Origin of the sequence: Ramlibacter sp. Leaf400, from assembly GCF_001424545.1 — a bacterium.
Classification (GTDB): Bacteria; Pseudomonadota; Gammaproteobacteria; order Burkholderiales; family Burkholderiaceae_C; genus Ramlibacter.
On sequence record NZ_LMQL01000001.1, the window covers coordinates 112,070 to 125,000 of the forward strand.

General features: G+C 70.0%; 15 protein-coding genes. 5 read left to right on the plus strand and 10 right to left on the minus strand.

Annotation, left to right across the window (positions count from 1 at the left end; genetic code table 11):
• Positions 1-20 precede the first annotated feature (20 nt).
• Positions 21-986 (minus strand): tripartite tricarboxylate transporter substrate binding protein, encoded by a 966-nt coding sequence (locus ASG30_RS00505; protein ID WP_055890994.1) that lies wholly within the window; start codon positions 984-986, stop codon positions 21-23.
• 70 nt (positions 987-1,056) lie between these two features.
• Between ASG30_RS00505 and ASG30_RS00510 the strand changes: the two genes are divergently transcribed.
• Positions 1,057-1,932, plus strand: coding sequence for a fumarylacetoacetate hydrolase family protein (locus ASG30_RS00510; protein WP_055890997.1), 876 nt, complete (start codon positions 1,057-1,059; stop codon positions 1,930-1,932).
• A 55-nt stretch (positions 1,933-1,987) separates the two neighbouring features.
• Positions 1,988-2,371, plus strand: a complete 384-nt coding sequence (locus ASG30_RS00515; RefSeq protein ID WP_235579709.1) for a hypothetical protein — start codon at positions 1,988-1,990, stop codon at positions 2,369-2,371.
• Positions 2,372-2,391: 20 nt separating this feature from the next.
• Here ASG30_RS00515 and ASG30_RS00520 read toward each other — a convergent pair whose 3' ends face one another.
• The 4 genes from ASG30_RS00520 to ASG30_RS00535 form a co-directional block, all read right to left on the minus strand.
• Complete coding sequence (locus ASG30_RS00520; protein WP_055891002.1) at positions 2,392-3,402, minus strand: serine/threonine protein kinase; 1,011 nt, start codon at positions 3,400-3,402, stop codon at positions 2,392-2,394.
• A 26-nt stretch (positions 3,403-3,428) separates the two neighbouring features.
• Positions 3,429-4,514: a DUF2855 family protein gene (locus tag ASG30_RS00525; RefSeq protein ID WP_055891005.1), complete on the minus strand. Its 1,086-nt coding sequence runs from the start codon at positions 4,512-4,514 to the stop codon at positions 3,429-3,431.
• 55 nt (positions 4,515-4,569) lie between these two features.
• A complete protein-coding gene (locus tag ASG30_RS00530) occupies positions 4,570-4,989 on the minus strand; it encodes an organic hydroperoxide resistance protein (RefSeq protein ID WP_055891008.1) in 420 nt (139 codons plus the stop codon).
• A 67-nt stretch (positions 4,990-5,056) separates the two neighbouring features.
• A complete protein-coding gene (locus ASG30_RS00535; protein WP_055891011.1) occupies positions 5,057-5,509 on the minus strand; it encodes a MarR family winged helix-turn-helix transcriptional regulator in 453 nt (150 codons plus the stop codon).
• 253 nt (positions 5,510-5,762) lie between these two features.
• Here ASG30_RS00535 and ASG30_RS00540 point away from each other — a divergent pair, with 253 nt between their 5' ends.
• Positions 5,763-6,494 (plus strand): hemerythrin domain-containing protein, encoded by a 732-nt coding sequence (locus tag ASG30_RS00540; protein WP_055891014.1) that lies wholly within the window; start codon positions 5,763-5,765, stop codon positions 6,492-6,494.
• 4 nt (positions 6,495-6,498) lie between these two features.
• On the opposite strand, the gene ASG30_RS00545 is transcribed toward ASG30_RS00540, so the two are convergent.
• The 4 genes from ASG30_RS00545 to ASG30_RS00560 are packed head-to-tail and all read right to left on the minus strand — an operon-like array spanning position 6,499 to position 10,041.
• Entirely contained in the window at positions 6,499-7,830 is a 1,332-nt protein-coding gene (locus tag ASG30_RS00545; protein WP_055891018.1) for a GAF domain-containing protein, read from the minus strand.
• Entirely contained in the window at positions 7,827-8,318 is a 492-nt protein-coding gene (locus tag ASG30_RS00550; RefSeq protein WP_055891021.1) for a hypothetical protein, read from the minus strand. Before ASG30_RS00550 ends, ASG30_RS00545 begins: the two co-directional genes overlap by 4 nt.
• Before the next feature lie 2 nt (positions 8,319-8,320).
• Positions 8,321-9,121, minus strand: coding sequence for an ABC transporter permease (locus ASG30_RS00555; protein WP_055891028.1), 801 nt, complete (start codon positions 9,119-9,121; stop codon positions 8,321-8,323).
• Positions 9,118-10,041 carry an ATP-binding cassette domain-containing protein gene (locus tag ASG30_RS00560; protein ID WP_055891031.1) on the minus strand — a complete coding sequence of 308 codons (924 nt, stop codon included), beginning with the start codon at positions 10,039-10,041 and terminating at the stop codon, positions 9,118-9,120. Before ASG30_RS00560 ends, ASG30_RS00555 begins: the two co-directional genes overlap by 4 nt.
• A gap of 139 nt (positions 10,042-10,180) precedes the next feature.
• Between ASG30_RS00560 and asd the strand changes: the two genes are divergently transcribed.
• Positions 10,181-10,981 (plus strand): archaetidylserine decarboxylase, encoded by an 801-nt coding sequence (gene asd / locus ASG30_RS00565; RefSeq protein WP_082521826.1) that lies wholly within the window; start codon positions 10,181-10,183, stop codon positions 10,979-10,981.
• 4 nt (positions 10,982-10,985) lie between these two features.
• On the opposite strand, the gene ASG30_RS00570 is transcribed toward asd, so the two are convergent.
• On the minus strand, positions 10,986-12,482 hold the full coding sequence (locus ASG30_RS00570; protein ID WP_055891036.1) for an AMP nucleosidase: 1,497 nt from the start codon (positions 12,480-12,482) through the stop codon (positions 10,986-10,988).
• A 169-nt stretch (positions 12,483-12,651) separates the two neighbouring features.
• Here ASG30_RS00570 and ASG30_RS00575 point away from each other — a divergent pair, with 169 nt between their 5' ends.
• Positions 12,652-12,915, plus strand: a complete 264-nt coding sequence (locus ASG30_RS00575; RefSeq protein ID WP_200947213.1) for a hypothetical protein — start codon at positions 12,652-12,654, stop codon at positions 12,913-12,915.
• Positions 12,916-12,931: the final 16 nt, after the last annotated feature.

Sequence of the window (12,931 nt, forward strand, 5' to 3'; positions counted from 1 at the left end):
CCTTGCGGGTGGAACCCGGCTCACTCGACCTTGCCCATCTTCTTGACCACGTCGGCCATGCGCTTGACGTCGGCCTGCACGTACTTCTCGAAGTCGGGCGTGTCCTGGTACATCACCGGGCTGCCGGCATTGCCGATGGTCTCGCGCACCTTGGCGTCGTTGCCGGCCGCGCGGGCGGCGGCGCGCAGCCGCTGGGCCACCGGCTCGGGCACGCCGGCGGGGATGAAGAGGCCGGACCACTGCGCGTACTCGGCGTTGAAGCCCGCATCCTTGAGCGAAGGCACGTCGGGCAGCGACTCCAGCTTGCCGTTGCCCCAATGCGCCAGCACGCGCAGCTTGCCGGCCTTGACGTGCTGCACGACGGTGGCGGGACCGGTGGACACGGCATCGATCTGCCCGCCCAGCAGCGCGATCACCGCCGGGCCGGCGCCGGTGAACGGCACGTGGGTGAGCTTGACGCCGGTGTTCTGCGCCAGGATCTCCATCGGCACGTGCATGGTTCCGTAGTTGCCGGACGAGCCATAGTTGATCGCTCCCGGGCGGCGCTTGGCGTCCTCGACGAAATCCTTGGCGGTCTTCCACGGCGACTCGGCCCGCACCGCGAGCACCGTCGGGTCGGCGGTGAAGCGGGCGATGGGCCGCAGCGAATTGAAGCTGTACATGGGCGCGCGGCCGAGGATGGCGTCGGCTTCAGGAAGCACGCTGTACGAGGCCAGGGCCATCAGGATGGTGTAGCCGTCGGGCGCGGCCTTGGCGGCGTGGCCCATGCCGATGCCGCCGCCGGCACCGCCGCGGTTCTCGATCACGACCGGCTGGCCCAGGTCGCGCGACATGGCTTCGGCGACCGGCCGGGCCACGGTGTCGGCCACGCCGCCCGGCGGGAACGGCACGACCATGGTGATGGGCTTGGAAGGAAAGGACGCTTGAGCGAAAGTGAGGCCGCTGGCCGCGAGCAGCGCGGCGGCAAGGGCGATGCGACGATGCATGAGGTTCGATCTCCTTGAATGAGCGTTAGCATGCTACGTTGAGCAACCGGAACCAAAGAGGGTTTTTCCCATGAAGATCGCTGCTTACCTGGACCGTGGCCGCCCCGGAGTGGGCATCGTCTCGTCCGACCTGCAGAGCGTGCTGCCGCTGCAGTTGCCGGAAGCCGAGCGGGTGCGCGGCGCCCTGCCCGTGGTGGAACTGCTGGCGGCCGGCGCGCAGATGCCCGCCACCGGCGCGCCGATCGCGCTCGACGCGGTGCAGCTGGTGGCGCCGATCCCGCGCCCGCGGCGCAACCTCTTTTGCGTCGGCAAGAACTACCACGCGCACGCCAAGGAGTTCGCCGGCAGCGGCTTCGACAGCAGCGCCAAGTCGGGCGGTGACATCCCCGCCGCGCCCATCATCTTCACCAAGGTGCCCGAGTGCGTGATCGCCAACGGCGAAGCCATCGTGGTGCCGACCGAGGTCTCCACCGCCATCGACTACGAGGCCGAACTCGCGGTGATCATCGGCCGCGGCGGGCGGCGCATCCGCAAGCAGGACGCCATGGACCACGTGTGGGGCTACACCATCGTCAACGACGTCACCTCGCGCGACTGGCAGAGCCGCCACCAGCAGTGGGACATGGGCAAGTCGTTCGACACGTTCTGCCCGATGGGTCCCTGGCTGGTCAGCGCCGACGAACTGGATGGCACGCGCACGCAGCTGCGCTGCTGGGTCAACGGCGAGCTGCGGCAGGACGCCGCGACCGCCGACCTCATCTTCGACATCCCGACCCTGATCGAGACGCTGTCGGCCGGCATCACGCTCTACCCCGGCGACATCATCGCCACCGGCACGCCGGTCGGCGTGGGCATCGGCTTCAAGCCGCCCAAGTACCTGCAGCCGGGCGACAGCGTGCGCATCGAGATCGACGGCATCGGCGTGCTCGAGAACCCGGTGCGCTGAAGCATCCGGTGACAGCGGCGGCCTGCCGCCGCGCTGGAGGACCACAATGAAGGCCATGCGAACCCCGACCGTCCTGGCTCCCGTGCTGCTCGCCGGCCTGCTGGCCGGCTGCGGCTCCCTGGGCGCGGGCGTGGGCCTGAGCGTGCCCGTGGGGCCGGTCAGCATCGGCGTGGGCGCCGGCAGCGGCGGCCTCAACGTCGGCGTGGGCACCGGCGTGGGCCCGGTCGGCGTCGGGGTCGGCGTGAACCAGCGCGGGCAGGTCTACACGGGCGCCGGCGTCGGTGCCAGCGTGCCGATCGGCGACAGCCCGGTGCGTGCGGGCGTGGGCGTGGGCACGGGCGCCGTGATCTACGACCCGGCCAACCGCCTCGATGCGCCGGTGATCCCGGGCCGGCCCGGCACGGTGGCGCCGAACGCCTCGCAGCAGGTCGCGCCCTAGTCGCATCGGGCTCCGGCCGCTCAGGCCACCAGCGGCGGCTCTGCCATCGCTTCGAGCTGTTCTTCCAGCATCTGCACCTGGCCCTTCCAGTAGTCGCTGCTGCCGAACCACGGGAAGGTGGCCGGAAACGCCGGATCGTCCCAGCGGCGCGCGAGCCAGGCGCTGTAGTGGATCAGGCGCAGCGTGCGCAGCGGCTCGATGAGGGCCAGCTCCTGCCGGTCGAAGTCCCGGAACTGGTCGTAGCCGTCCAGCAGCGCGCCCAACTGGCGCTGGCGCTGGGCACGCTCGCCCGAGAGCAGCATCCACAGGTCCTGCACGGCGGGGCCGGTCCGGGCGTCGTCCAGGTCCACGAAATGCGGTCCCTCGTCCGGCGTCCACAGGATGTTGCCGGGGTGGCAGTCGCCATGCAGCCGCAGCAGGCGGTACTGCGGGCCGTAGGCGCCGCCTTCGCCGCCCAGGCCTTGCGCCACGGCCGTGAGCGCGGCGTCGCAGGCCTCGCGCCAGGCGCCCTCGACGTCCATCGGGATCATCCGGTGCTCCAGCAGCCAGTCGCGCGACTCCTGCCCGAAGCTGCGCAGGTCCAGCATCGGCCGGTGGGCGAAGGGCGCCGCGGCGCCGACGGTGTGGATGCGCGCGAGGAAGCGGCCGATCCACTCCAGCACCTCCGTGTCGTCCAGCTCGGGTGCGCGGCCGCCGCGGCGCGGGCTGACGCTGAAGGCGAAGCCGCCGAAGTGGTGCAGGGTGCCGCCTTCCAGCAGCAGCGGCCCGACCGCCGGCACTTCGGCCTGCGCCAGCTCCCGCGAGAACCCGTGCTCTTCGAGGATGGCCTCGTCGCTCCAGCGACCGGGCCGATAGAACTTCACCACGACCTGCTCGTTGCCTTCGACGGCATCCTCCAGCGCGACCTGGTAGACCCGGTTCTCGTACGAGCTCAGCGCCATCAGCCGCCCGTCGCCGTGCAGTCCCACGCTGGCCAGGGCGTCCAGCACGGTGTCGGGCGTGAGCGCCTCGTAGGGATGGGTGGTCGACATGCCCGCATTGTCGCGGGCCTCCCGGGTCAGCGCGGGCTCAGCACGTGCCCGGCGGCGGGATCGGCGCGGCCCGCGAGCAGGTCCGCGTAGAGCGTCTGCGCCGCGGCCATGCCGCAGTGGCGCTCGACCCGCAACCAGGGCCTCTCGCCCCGGACCTGGGCGAGGAACTCGTTCCAGGCCGCGACGATGCGGCCCTGCAGTTCCGCGCCGCCCCATTCCGCCTGTCGCTTCCTGGCCTGCGCGGGCGCGAAGAACAAGGTCGGCTTCGGCCCCGGCAGCCCGGCGCCGCCACCCAGCCGGTCCACGTGCGTGCCGCCCACCGCGCAGCTGTAGCGCAGGCTGTCGCCGAAGCGCTCGTGCACGCGGCGGCGCAGGTCCGCGTTGCCGGCGAAGTCGATGTAGACGCAGGGATCGCCGGCCGGCAGCCGGTCCAGGTCCTCATAGGCCAGCACCCGCGAATAGCAACCCAGCTGCTCGCAGAAGGCGCGGTTGGCGGCGGAGGTGAGGCCCTCGACCTCGACGCCGTCGCGCGCCGACAGCAGGCGGGCCGTGCCGTACGCGGTCTTGCTCGACGCGCTCGACAGCAGCAGCCGCTTCGCACCGAAGAAGCCGTTGTCGGCCATGAGGTCGTCGATCAGCCAGGAGGTGGTGAACAGCGGCCGCAGCAGGGCCTGCTCGGCTTGCGTGTCCGGGCGCCAGAACGGGTCGCGGCTGCAGCGCTGGTAGCGGTTGTAGACCGCGTGCAGTTCCGCGCGGTGCGGCGCGGCGTCGCGGAAACCTTCGTCGGTGAGCTTGTCCGGCGACAGCACGGCGGCATCCGCCAGCGGCCAGTAACCCCACAGCCGCTCGCCGACCGCCACGCCGGGATGCAGCGACTGCACGACGCGGCCGAAGCCCCACACGGGCAGCACGCCCCAGCCTTCCTCCGCGCTCGGGAAGAAGCGCCAGTAGTCCATCAGGTCGCCGAAGGCGGCGTAGGTGATGTTGTTGGCCGTCAGCGCCAGCAGGTCGGTCGCGACGCGGGCCTGGCCCGGGGCAAGCGGGGCGTCGGTGTCGGTGCGCAGCCGGGTTTCGCCGAGCCGGTCCTTGCGAATGAGGAGTGTTGTCGCCATCGGGGCTCCCATTTCATGCCGTCATCCCCGCCTCCGCGGGGATGACGGGGGCATTTCAGACCAGGTTGATCTGCACCTCGATGTTGCCGCGCGTCGCGTTCGAGTACGGGCAGACCTGGTGCGCGGCGTCCACCAGCTGACGGGCGGCGGCCTTGTCCATGCCGGGCAGGCTCACGTTCAGCCGCGCGGCGATGCCGTAGACCTGGGCCACGGGGCCGAGGTCGACCTCCGCGTCCACGGCCAGGTCTTGCGGCAGGGTGATCTTCTGCTTGGTGGCCACGGCCTTCATCGCGCCGATGAAGCAGGCCGAGTAACCCGCGGCGAACAGCTGCTCCGGGTTGGTGCCCTGGCCGCCGCCGCCGGGCGACGTCAGCTTGACGTCGAGCCGGCCGTCGTCGGTGCGGGACTGGCCTTCGCGGCCGCCGGTGGTGTGGGCACGGGCGGTGTAGAGCACTTTGTCGAGCTTGGTGGTCATGGCTTTGCCTTTCTGGGGTGGGAGGGAAACGGAACGGGAAGGAAACAGGAAGAAAGAGGAGGGCCGGTCAGCGCGCGAGACGGTCGCGCAGCAACTGGATCTCCCGGGTGAGCTTCACCAGCTCGGCCGGCGTGCACTGGCTGGCTTCGAGCAGGCAGCCGGGCACCTTCTCGGCCCGGGCGCGCAGCTTGCGCCCAGCCGGCGTGAGCGTGAGGTGGACGCGCCGCTCGTCCTCGACCGCGCGCAGGCGCGTGACCAGGCCGGCCGCCTCCAGGCGCTTGAGCAGGGGCGTGAGCGTGCCGGAATCCAGCCGCAGGCGCTCGCCGAGCTGCGAGACGGACAGGCCGTCCTCCTCCCACAGCGCGAGCATGGCCAGGTACTGCGGATAGGTCAGGCCCAGCTCATCGAGCAGGGGCTTGTACAGCTTGGTCATCGCCAGGGAGGCGGAGTACAAGGCGAAGCAAAGCTGGTTGTCCAGGCGCAATGCCTGGTCCTTCAACGCGGTGCCCTGCTTCGTCATGGGCGTAAATATAGCACCAAATTCAATTGCGTGCAATTGATCGGCTTGCGAAGGCTCCTGTCGCGCTCGCTGCGAGGGCGCGCGATGGGCATCGATCCCTGGAATGCCCGGCCGTACCTTCTTTTAAGGTTTGGTGAAGGAACGCTTAAGCAAATCTTCAGAACGCCCCTGGCGTCCCGTCCCTAGAGTGCCCTCCGTGGCGCGGAACACCGCGTCGCCACCCCGAAAACGCACTCTCCCAAAGGACCTCCCCATGAAGATCGACGCCCAGGAACTCGAACGGCTCGCCGCCCCCCAGCCGCGCATGGACATGTACAGCGGCATCCACAAGGCGCTGCGCGCCTGCATGGCCGACGCGCTGCTGGCGTTGGGCCGCCTGGATGCGGACGACGCCCAGGACGTGGCCGCCGCCAGCCGTCGCGTGCTGGACCTGCTGGACATCTGCGCCTCGCACCTGCAGCACGAGAACGACTTCGTGCACCGCGCGATCGAAGCGCGGGCGGCCGGCGCCTCGGCGGCCGTCGCCCACGACCACGACGAGCATGGCGAGCACATCGGCCACCTGCGCTCGCTCACGCAGGCGCTGCAGGGCAGTGCGCCCGGAGGTCGCGCGGTGCTCGCGCAGCAGCTCTATCGGCAGGTGGCGCTGTTCACCGCCGAAAACTTCCGCCACATGAACGTGGAGGAAACGGCCCACAACGCCGTGCTCTGGGCACGCTACACGGATGCGGAGCTGGCCGCGGTCCACGACGCGCTGGTGGCGTCGATCCCGCCCGAGAAGATGATGCAGATCGCTCGCTGGATGCTGCCGGCCCTGAACCCGGCCGAGCGCCTGGCCGTGCTGTCCGACATCCGCGGCAAGGCGCCGGCGCCGGCCTTCGAGGCGATGCTGGAGGTCGCGCGGCCGCACCTCACCGCGGGCGAATGGGCCAAGCTGGCCCGCGGCCTGGGGCTGCCGCCCGTGCCGCGCCTGGTCGCGGCCTGAAGGTCTAGGCCTCCTGAAGCTTCAGCGGCCGGTTCACCACGAGGCGGAACCGCCCGCGGCCGGTCTTCTCGATGCGCAGGTGCGGCCCATGCTCCTGCAGCCGGCGCTGCAACAACAGCAGGCGCGCCTCCAGGTTGTCGCTGATGTCGGGCAGGCCCAGCGAGGGATCGAGCCGCAACTCGCGGTTGGAGAACTCGGTGCGGCCCTGCTGCACGTGGTCGCGCGCCAGCTTCCACAGGATGGCGCCGGCCACGCCCTTGATCAGGTACTGCTCGTCCAGGAAGACGCTGGCGTTGGCCGGGTAGCGGCGCAGCAGCAGCACCTCGCCGCGCGAAGGCGCCGGCTGCGGGGGCGCGACGGGCTCCTCGGCGCTCTCGGCGCCGGCCTGCAGCAGGTCGATGGCCGCGCCCAGATGACCGGCCACGATCACGAGGGCGTCCTCGTCCTCGTAGCTGAATTGCATCTCCTGCGGGCTCTCGACGAAGACCACACCGAGCAAACGGCCCGCCGACTGGATGGGCACGGCCAGCTGGCAGTGGGGTTCGGCCAGGCCGGGGTAGGGGATCTCGGTGACCGGCTCGATGTCCGGGATGTCGCGCTCGAAGCTGGTTCGCATCGCCTGGCTGTAGAGCGCCGCGTTCGTCATGTGGGAGATGCGCACCGGCGTGCGCTCGCGCGCCGCCACGCCGATCACGCCCTGTCCGATGCGGATCTCCGAGCCCACGCCCGAGACGGCGTAGCCGGCGCTGGCCACCGTGTAGAGGCGCTGCGCGGGTTCGTCGAGCATCAGCACCATGGCGTGGCGCATGCCCATCGCATCGCTCATCACCGCCAGCACCGAATTGAGCGCCTCGTCCAATGAGGCGCAGCGCGCGAGCCGCTCGCTGAGCGAGCGCAGGGCCGCCAGGCGCCCGGCCGGTGTCGGCGGCGCGGGCAGGGGATCGCCCGCCACGCCTTCGACCTTCTCCACCTCGTAGATGTCCGAGCCGAGCAGCCGGAACACGCCGGCCATGCCGCTGTGCGAGGCGATGCCGGCCAGCTGCGCCTTCATGCTCTCGAACACCGGGCCCGAGGACTCGGTGCGCAGGTAGCGGATGTGCAGGCGCCAGAAGGCCGCCGTGTACGGGTCCAGCAGCAGGGCCGTGGCGCGCGGGTTGGCCAGGATGTTCTGCCGCGTCTTGTTGAAGAACTGGAAGGACAGCGCCACGTGCCGCTCGTCGACGTGGAACACCTGCGAGATGTAGGCCACGTTGGGCACCCCGTCCGCGCCGCAGGTGGCCAGCACGGCCGGGATGGCGCCTTCCAGGCAGGCGCGGATCTCGGCCAGGCGCGTCACGGACGGCTCCCCAGCGTGCTGCCGGCGCGCGGGCCGGGCGTCTGGTCGAAGGCCTGCTCCGGGGTGAAGGTGACGGCCACCAGGTCTTCCAGCCGGTGCGCGAGCATCGCGCGCGCCATCACCCGCGTGTAGCCCACGCGCTCGATCTCGTGCTCCATCGAGGCCAGGTAGCTGTCCAGCGCCGGCCGGTCGGCTTCGGTGGCGGCGCGGATGCTGGCCTGGCGCGCCTTGAGCTGCACCGTGCGGTGCGAGGACGGTTCGCTGAACACCGCGGCGACGTGGCCGGTGCTGGCGATGTCCTGCAGCAGCTGGCGCGACTGGCTGCGCGCCAGGAACACCGTGATGCTCGCGCCGTCGGTCGCGACCTCGCTGCCCACGGCCCGCATGAGGCTGGGCCGCAGCGCCTCGTCGCGCGAGCCCACGATGACCGAGACACCGCGGGACATCATGGCCAGCAGGTCGGCGGGAAGGCGGACGGTGTCGGCCATGGCTACTGCCCGAAGCGGCGCCGCGTGAGGGCGAGCGCCAGCCAGAAGGAAACGACGGCGTACGCCGCCAGCACCAGCGCGTGGCGCAGGGGCTGCGCGGGCCATTCGTCGATGAAGAGCGGGCGCACCAGCTCCACCGCGTTGGTCAGCGGCAACCAGTCCGAGACCTGCCGCAGCGCGCCGGGCAGCTGATCGCGCGGGAAGAAGACGCCCGAGAGGAACATCATCGGCGTGAGGAAGAGCGTGAAGTAGTAGGTGAAGAAATCGTAGCCCTTGGCCAGGGCGTTGAAGATCAGGGCGACGCAGGAGAAGGTGACGCCCGCGCCCAGCAGGATGGGCCAGGCGGCCAGCAGCTTGGGGCTGTGGCTGATCCCCAGTGCCAGCATCACCACCAGGATGGCCGTGACGGTGAAGATCGACTTGAAGGCGGCCCACAGCATCTCGGCCAGCACCACGCTGTCCAGGCTGACCGGCGCGTTCATGATGCCGTCCCAGGTTTTTTGTACGTGCATGCGCGAGAAGGCCGAGTACAGCGCCTCGAACGAGGCCGCGTTCATCGCGCTCATGCAGATCGAGCCGCTGGCCAGGAACACGATGTAGGGCACGGCGCGGCCCTCCAGCTGCACCTGTCCGACCAGCGCGCCCATGCCGTAGCCGAACGCCACCAGCCACATCAGCGGCTCGGCGATGTTGCCGATCAGGCTGGGCACGGCGAGCTTGCGCCACACCAGCAGGTTGCGCTGGAACACCGGCCACCAGCGCAGCGACAGGTCGGGGAAACGCAGGGCGCTGCGGACCGTCATCCATCCTCCCGGATCTGGCGGCCGGTGAGCTTGAGGAACAGGTCCTCCAGGTTCGCCGGCCGGTGCAGGGTGCGCAGGCCGTGATGCGCCGACAGGGCATCGAGCAGGGCGCGCGCATCCTGCGTGTAGAAGAACACCGTCTCGCCGCTGACCTCCACCCGCGCGGCCAGATGGCGCAGCGGCGAGTCGACCAGCGCGAGCGCGCCGTTGCCGTAGGCCTCGACCACGTCGGGCTCCAGGTGCCGCGCGATCAGCTCGCGCGGCGTGCCTTCGGCGATCTTGCGGCCGTGGTCCAGCACGATGAGGCGCGAACACAGGCGCTCGGCCTCATCCATGAAGTGGGTGGTGAGCAGGATGGACTTGCCCTGCTGGAGCAGCAGCTGCAGCCGCTCCCACATCAGGTGGCGGGCCTGCGGGTCCAGGCCCGTGGTGGGCTCATCCAGCATCAAGAGGCGCGGGTCGTTCACCAGCGCCCGGGCCAGCGACAGGCGCCGGCGCATGCCGCCCGAGAGTTCCACCGGCCGCGCCTTGGCCTTGTGCGACAGCGCGGCGAACTCCAGCAGCCGCGGGATGCGCTCATGGATGAGCGCGCCGGGCAGGCCGAAGTAGCGGCCGTACACCAGCAGGTTCTCGGCGCAGCTGAAGTCGGGATCGAGCGAGTCGAACTGGCTCACCACGCCGACCTGCGCCTTGATGGCCAGGGCATCGCGCGGCATGGTCAGTCCCAGGGCGGTGATAGCGCCTTCGTCCGGCGCGGTCAGGCCCAGGCACATGCGGATGGTGGTGGTCTTGCCGGCGCCGTTGGGGCCGATGACGCCCAGGCACTCGCCGGGGGCGATGTGGAAGGACAGGCCGTCGACCACGACGGTCCCGCCGTAGCGTTTGCGCAGCTCGCGGGCTTCGAACAGGGGCACGGACATGTGCGGGGCATTGTGTCGCAGCCCGCAAAGCCGCGCCGCCGCTTAGAATTTTTGGCCCACTCCAAGGTGTTCGCGCTTGTTCCCACCTCTTTCCATCCAGCAGCAGTACCTGCTGCCCAAGAAACTGCTCACCGTGCTGATGGGCAAGCTCGCGGACCTTCATGGCGGGGCTTTCACCCGTGCCCTGGTGCGCCGCTTCGTCGCCCACTACGGCGTGAACATGCAGGAGGCGGCCGATCCGCGCATCGAGTCGTACGCGAGCTTCAACGACTTCTTCACCCGAGCGCTGCGCGCGGGCGCGCGCCCGATCGCCGACGCATCCCTGGTCTGCCCGGTGGATGCGGCGATCAGCCAGTACGGGCCGATCGAGCACGACCAGATCTTCCAGGCCAAGGGCCACAGCTACTCCACGACGGCGCTGCTGGCCGGCGACGCGGACCTGGCGCGCCGCTTCGACCACGGCCACTTCGCCACGCTGTACCTCGCGCCCAAGGATTACCACCGCATCCACATGCCCTGCGACGGCCGGCTGGTGTCCATGGCCTACGTGCCGGGTGACCTGTTCTCGGTGAACCCGGTGACGGCGCGCCACGTGCCGGGCCTGTTCGCGCGCAACGAGCGGGTGGTCTGCGAGTTCGAGACCGAGTTCGGCCCCTTCGTCAACGTGCTGGTGGGCGCCACCATCGTGGGCAGCGTGGCCACGGTGTGGCATGGCGTGGTCAACCCGCCGCGGCCGCACCGCGTGGTGCGCTGGGACTACCGCGGCCAGGACATCGTGCTGCGCAAGGGCCAGGAGATGGGCCGTTTCCTGCTCGGCTCCACCATCGTGATGCTGTTCCCGCAGGACGTGGTCAGCTTCCACCCCGACTGGGCGCCGACCAAGCCCGTGCGCCTGGGCGAGGCGATGGGCGCCATCGCGGGCGCCACCAGCCCGCTCTAGCGACTTACTGGAAAGCCACCTCGTCGAAAGCGCGCAGCTTGCGGCTGTGCAGCCGCTGGCTGCCGCCGGCGCGCAGGATCTCGATGGCCCGCATGCCGATGCGCAGGTGCTGGTCGACCCGCTCGCGGTAGAACTGGTTGGCCATGCCGGGCAGCTTGATCTCGCCGTGCAGCGGCTTGTCGCTCACGCAAAGCAGGGTGCCGTAGGGCACGCGGAAGCGGAAACCGTTGGCCGCGATCGTGGCGCTTTCCATGTCCAGGGCCACCGCGCGGCTCTGGCTGAAGCGGCGCTGCGGCTCGTTGCCGGGCAGCAGCTCCCAGTTGCGGTTGTCGGTGCTGGCCACGGTGCCGGTGCGCATGATGCGCTTGAGCGCCGCGCCTTCGCACTGCGTCACGTCGGCCACGGCCTTCTCCAGCGCCAGCTGGATCTCGGCCAGCGCCGGGATCGGCACCCACACGGGCAGTTCCTCGTCGAGCACGTGGTCCTCGCGCACGTAGGCATGGGCCAGCACGTAGTCGCCCAGCTGCTGGCTGCTGCGCAGGCCCGCGCAGTGCCCCAGCATCAGCCAGGCATGCGGCCGCAGCACGGCGATGTGGTCGGTGATGGTCTTGGCGTTGGCCGGGCCGACGCCGATGTTGACCATGGTGATGCCGGTGTGGTCGGGCCGGATCAGGTGGTAGGCCGGCATCTGCGGCAGCCGCGCGGGCGCGGTGCCTCCGTGGCCTTCGGGGCCCGTCGAGCCCAGGCCGACGCGGCGCGTGACCACGTTGCCCGGCTCCACGAAGGCCGTGTAGTCGCTGTCGCCGTTGGCCATCTCCTCGTGCCCGAGCCGCACGAACTCGTCGATGTAGAACTGGTAGTTGGTGAACAGCACGAAGTTCTGGAACCAGTCGGGCGCGGTGGCGGTGTAGTGGCGCAGCCGGTGCAGCGAATAGTCGACCCGCGCCGCGGTGAACAGGGACAGCGGCAGCGCCTCGCCCGGCCGCGATTCCCAGTTGCCGTTGGCGATGCCGTCGTCCATCGCGCCCAGGTCGGGCAGGTCGAACATGTCGCGCAGCATCGCGCGGCGGGCCGGGCTGAGCGTGCCCTCGATGTGGTCGTTCTCGGCAAAGGAGAAGTGCACCGGGATCGGCTCGGTGCTGGTGCCTACCTCCAGGTCGACGCCGTGGCTTTGCCGCAGCAGCCGGAACTGCTCGAGGTAGTAGTTGCCGTACAGGTCCGGCCGGGTCAGCGTGGTCTCGAAGCGGCCCGCGCCCGAGACGAAGCCGTAGGACAGGCCGAGGTTCTCCAGCACATCCTGCGGCACCGCCGTTTCGGTGCTGATGCGCACGTAGGGATAGCAGGCCCGCACATGGCCCGGCAGCGTCTCGCCCGACACGAACCGCTGCATGGCGTCGCGCAGATGGTGGATCTGCTGCGTGTAGATGGTCCTCACCTGGGCCAGCGCGCTCTCCGGATCGCTGTGGCGAGTGGGCGCGATGAAGGGGGGCATGTAGGGCATGCGGCTTATTGTGCAGTGGCTCTCATTCGAGGGTCCGGACCCCTCTTTCGGGCCGTGCGAAGGCGTCCTACAAAGCGTAACGAACTCACCTGACGTTACATCTTTGGCCCAACGGCGACATTCACTCCCACCCGAGAACACCTCAGAAAACTTGAACAGGAGTGAGTCCATGACGACAGCAGCGTTGGCCGCAAACCCCTTCGCCCTGATGATGGATCCGGCCGCCGTGCGGGAGACGATCGAGAAGTCCGAGCAGCTCTCCAAGCTCAGTCAGCGGCAATGCCATCCCCTGGACCGCGCGGTGATCCGCAGCGCCACCGCCGAACTGGCGGCCTACGACTCCAAGATCGATCGCACCACCATCTACCTGCCGCCGGAAGAAGACAGCAAGCAGTCTTCGCTCACCCGCAGCTACGGCCGTCCTTACAACTGACCGGCCCGCTCCCTCA

Coding starts and splice junctions, on each gene's coding strand:
- ASG30_RS00505 (WP_055890994.1), bottom strand. CDS start 986: ATGCATCGTCGCATCGCCCTTGCCGCCGCGCTGCTCGCGGCCAGCGGC.
- ASG30_RS00510 (WP_055890997.1), top strand. CDS start 1,057: ATGAAGATCGCTGCTTACCTGGACCGTGGCCGCCCCGGAGTGGGCATC.
- ASG30_RS00515 (WP_235579709.1), top strand. CDS start 1,988: ATGCGAACCCCGACCGTCCTGGCTCCCGTGCTGCTCGCCGGCCTGCTG.
- ASG30_RS00520 (WP_055891002.1), bottom strand. CDS start 3,402: ATGTCGACCACCCATCCCTACGAGGCGCTCACGCCCGACACCGTGCTG.
- ASG30_RS00525 (WP_055891005.1), bottom strand. CDS start 4,514: ATGGCGACAACACTCCTCATTCGCAAGGACCGGCTCGGCGAAACCCGG.
- ASG30_RS00530 (WP_055891008.1), bottom strand. CDS start 4,989: ATGACCACCAAGCTCGACAAAGTGCTCTACACCGCCCGTGCCCACACC.
- ASG30_RS00535 (WP_055891011.1), bottom strand. CDS start 5,509: ATGACGAAGCAGGGCACCGCGTTGAAGGACCAGGCATTGCGCCTGGAC.
- ASG30_RS00540 (WP_055891014.1), top strand. CDS start 5,763: ATGAAGATCGACGCCCAGGAACTCGAACGGCTCGCCGCCCCCCAGCCG.
- ASG30_RS00550 (WP_055891021.1), bottom strand. CDS start 8,318: ATGGCCGACACCGTCCGCCTTCCCGCCGACCTGCTGGCCATGATGTCC.
- ASG30_RS00555 (WP_055891028.1), bottom strand. CDS start 9,121: ATGACGGTCCGCAGCGCCCTGCGTTTCCCCGACCTGTCGCTGCGCTGG.
- ASG30_RS00560 (WP_055891031.1), bottom strand. CDS start 10,041: ATGTCCGTGCCCCTGTTCGAAGCCCGCGAGCTGCGCAAACGCTACGGC.
- asd (WP_082521826.1), top strand. CDS start 10,181: ATGGGCAAGCTCGCGGACCTTCATGGCGGGGCTTTCACCCGTGCCCTG.
- ASG30_RS00570 (WP_055891036.1), bottom strand. CDS start 12,482: ATGCCCTACATGCCCCCCTTCATCGCGCCCACTCGCCACAGCGATCCG.
- ASG30_RS00575 (WP_200947213.1), top strand. CDS start 12,652: ATGACGACAGCAGCGTTGGCCGCAAACCCCTTCGCCCTGATGATGGAT.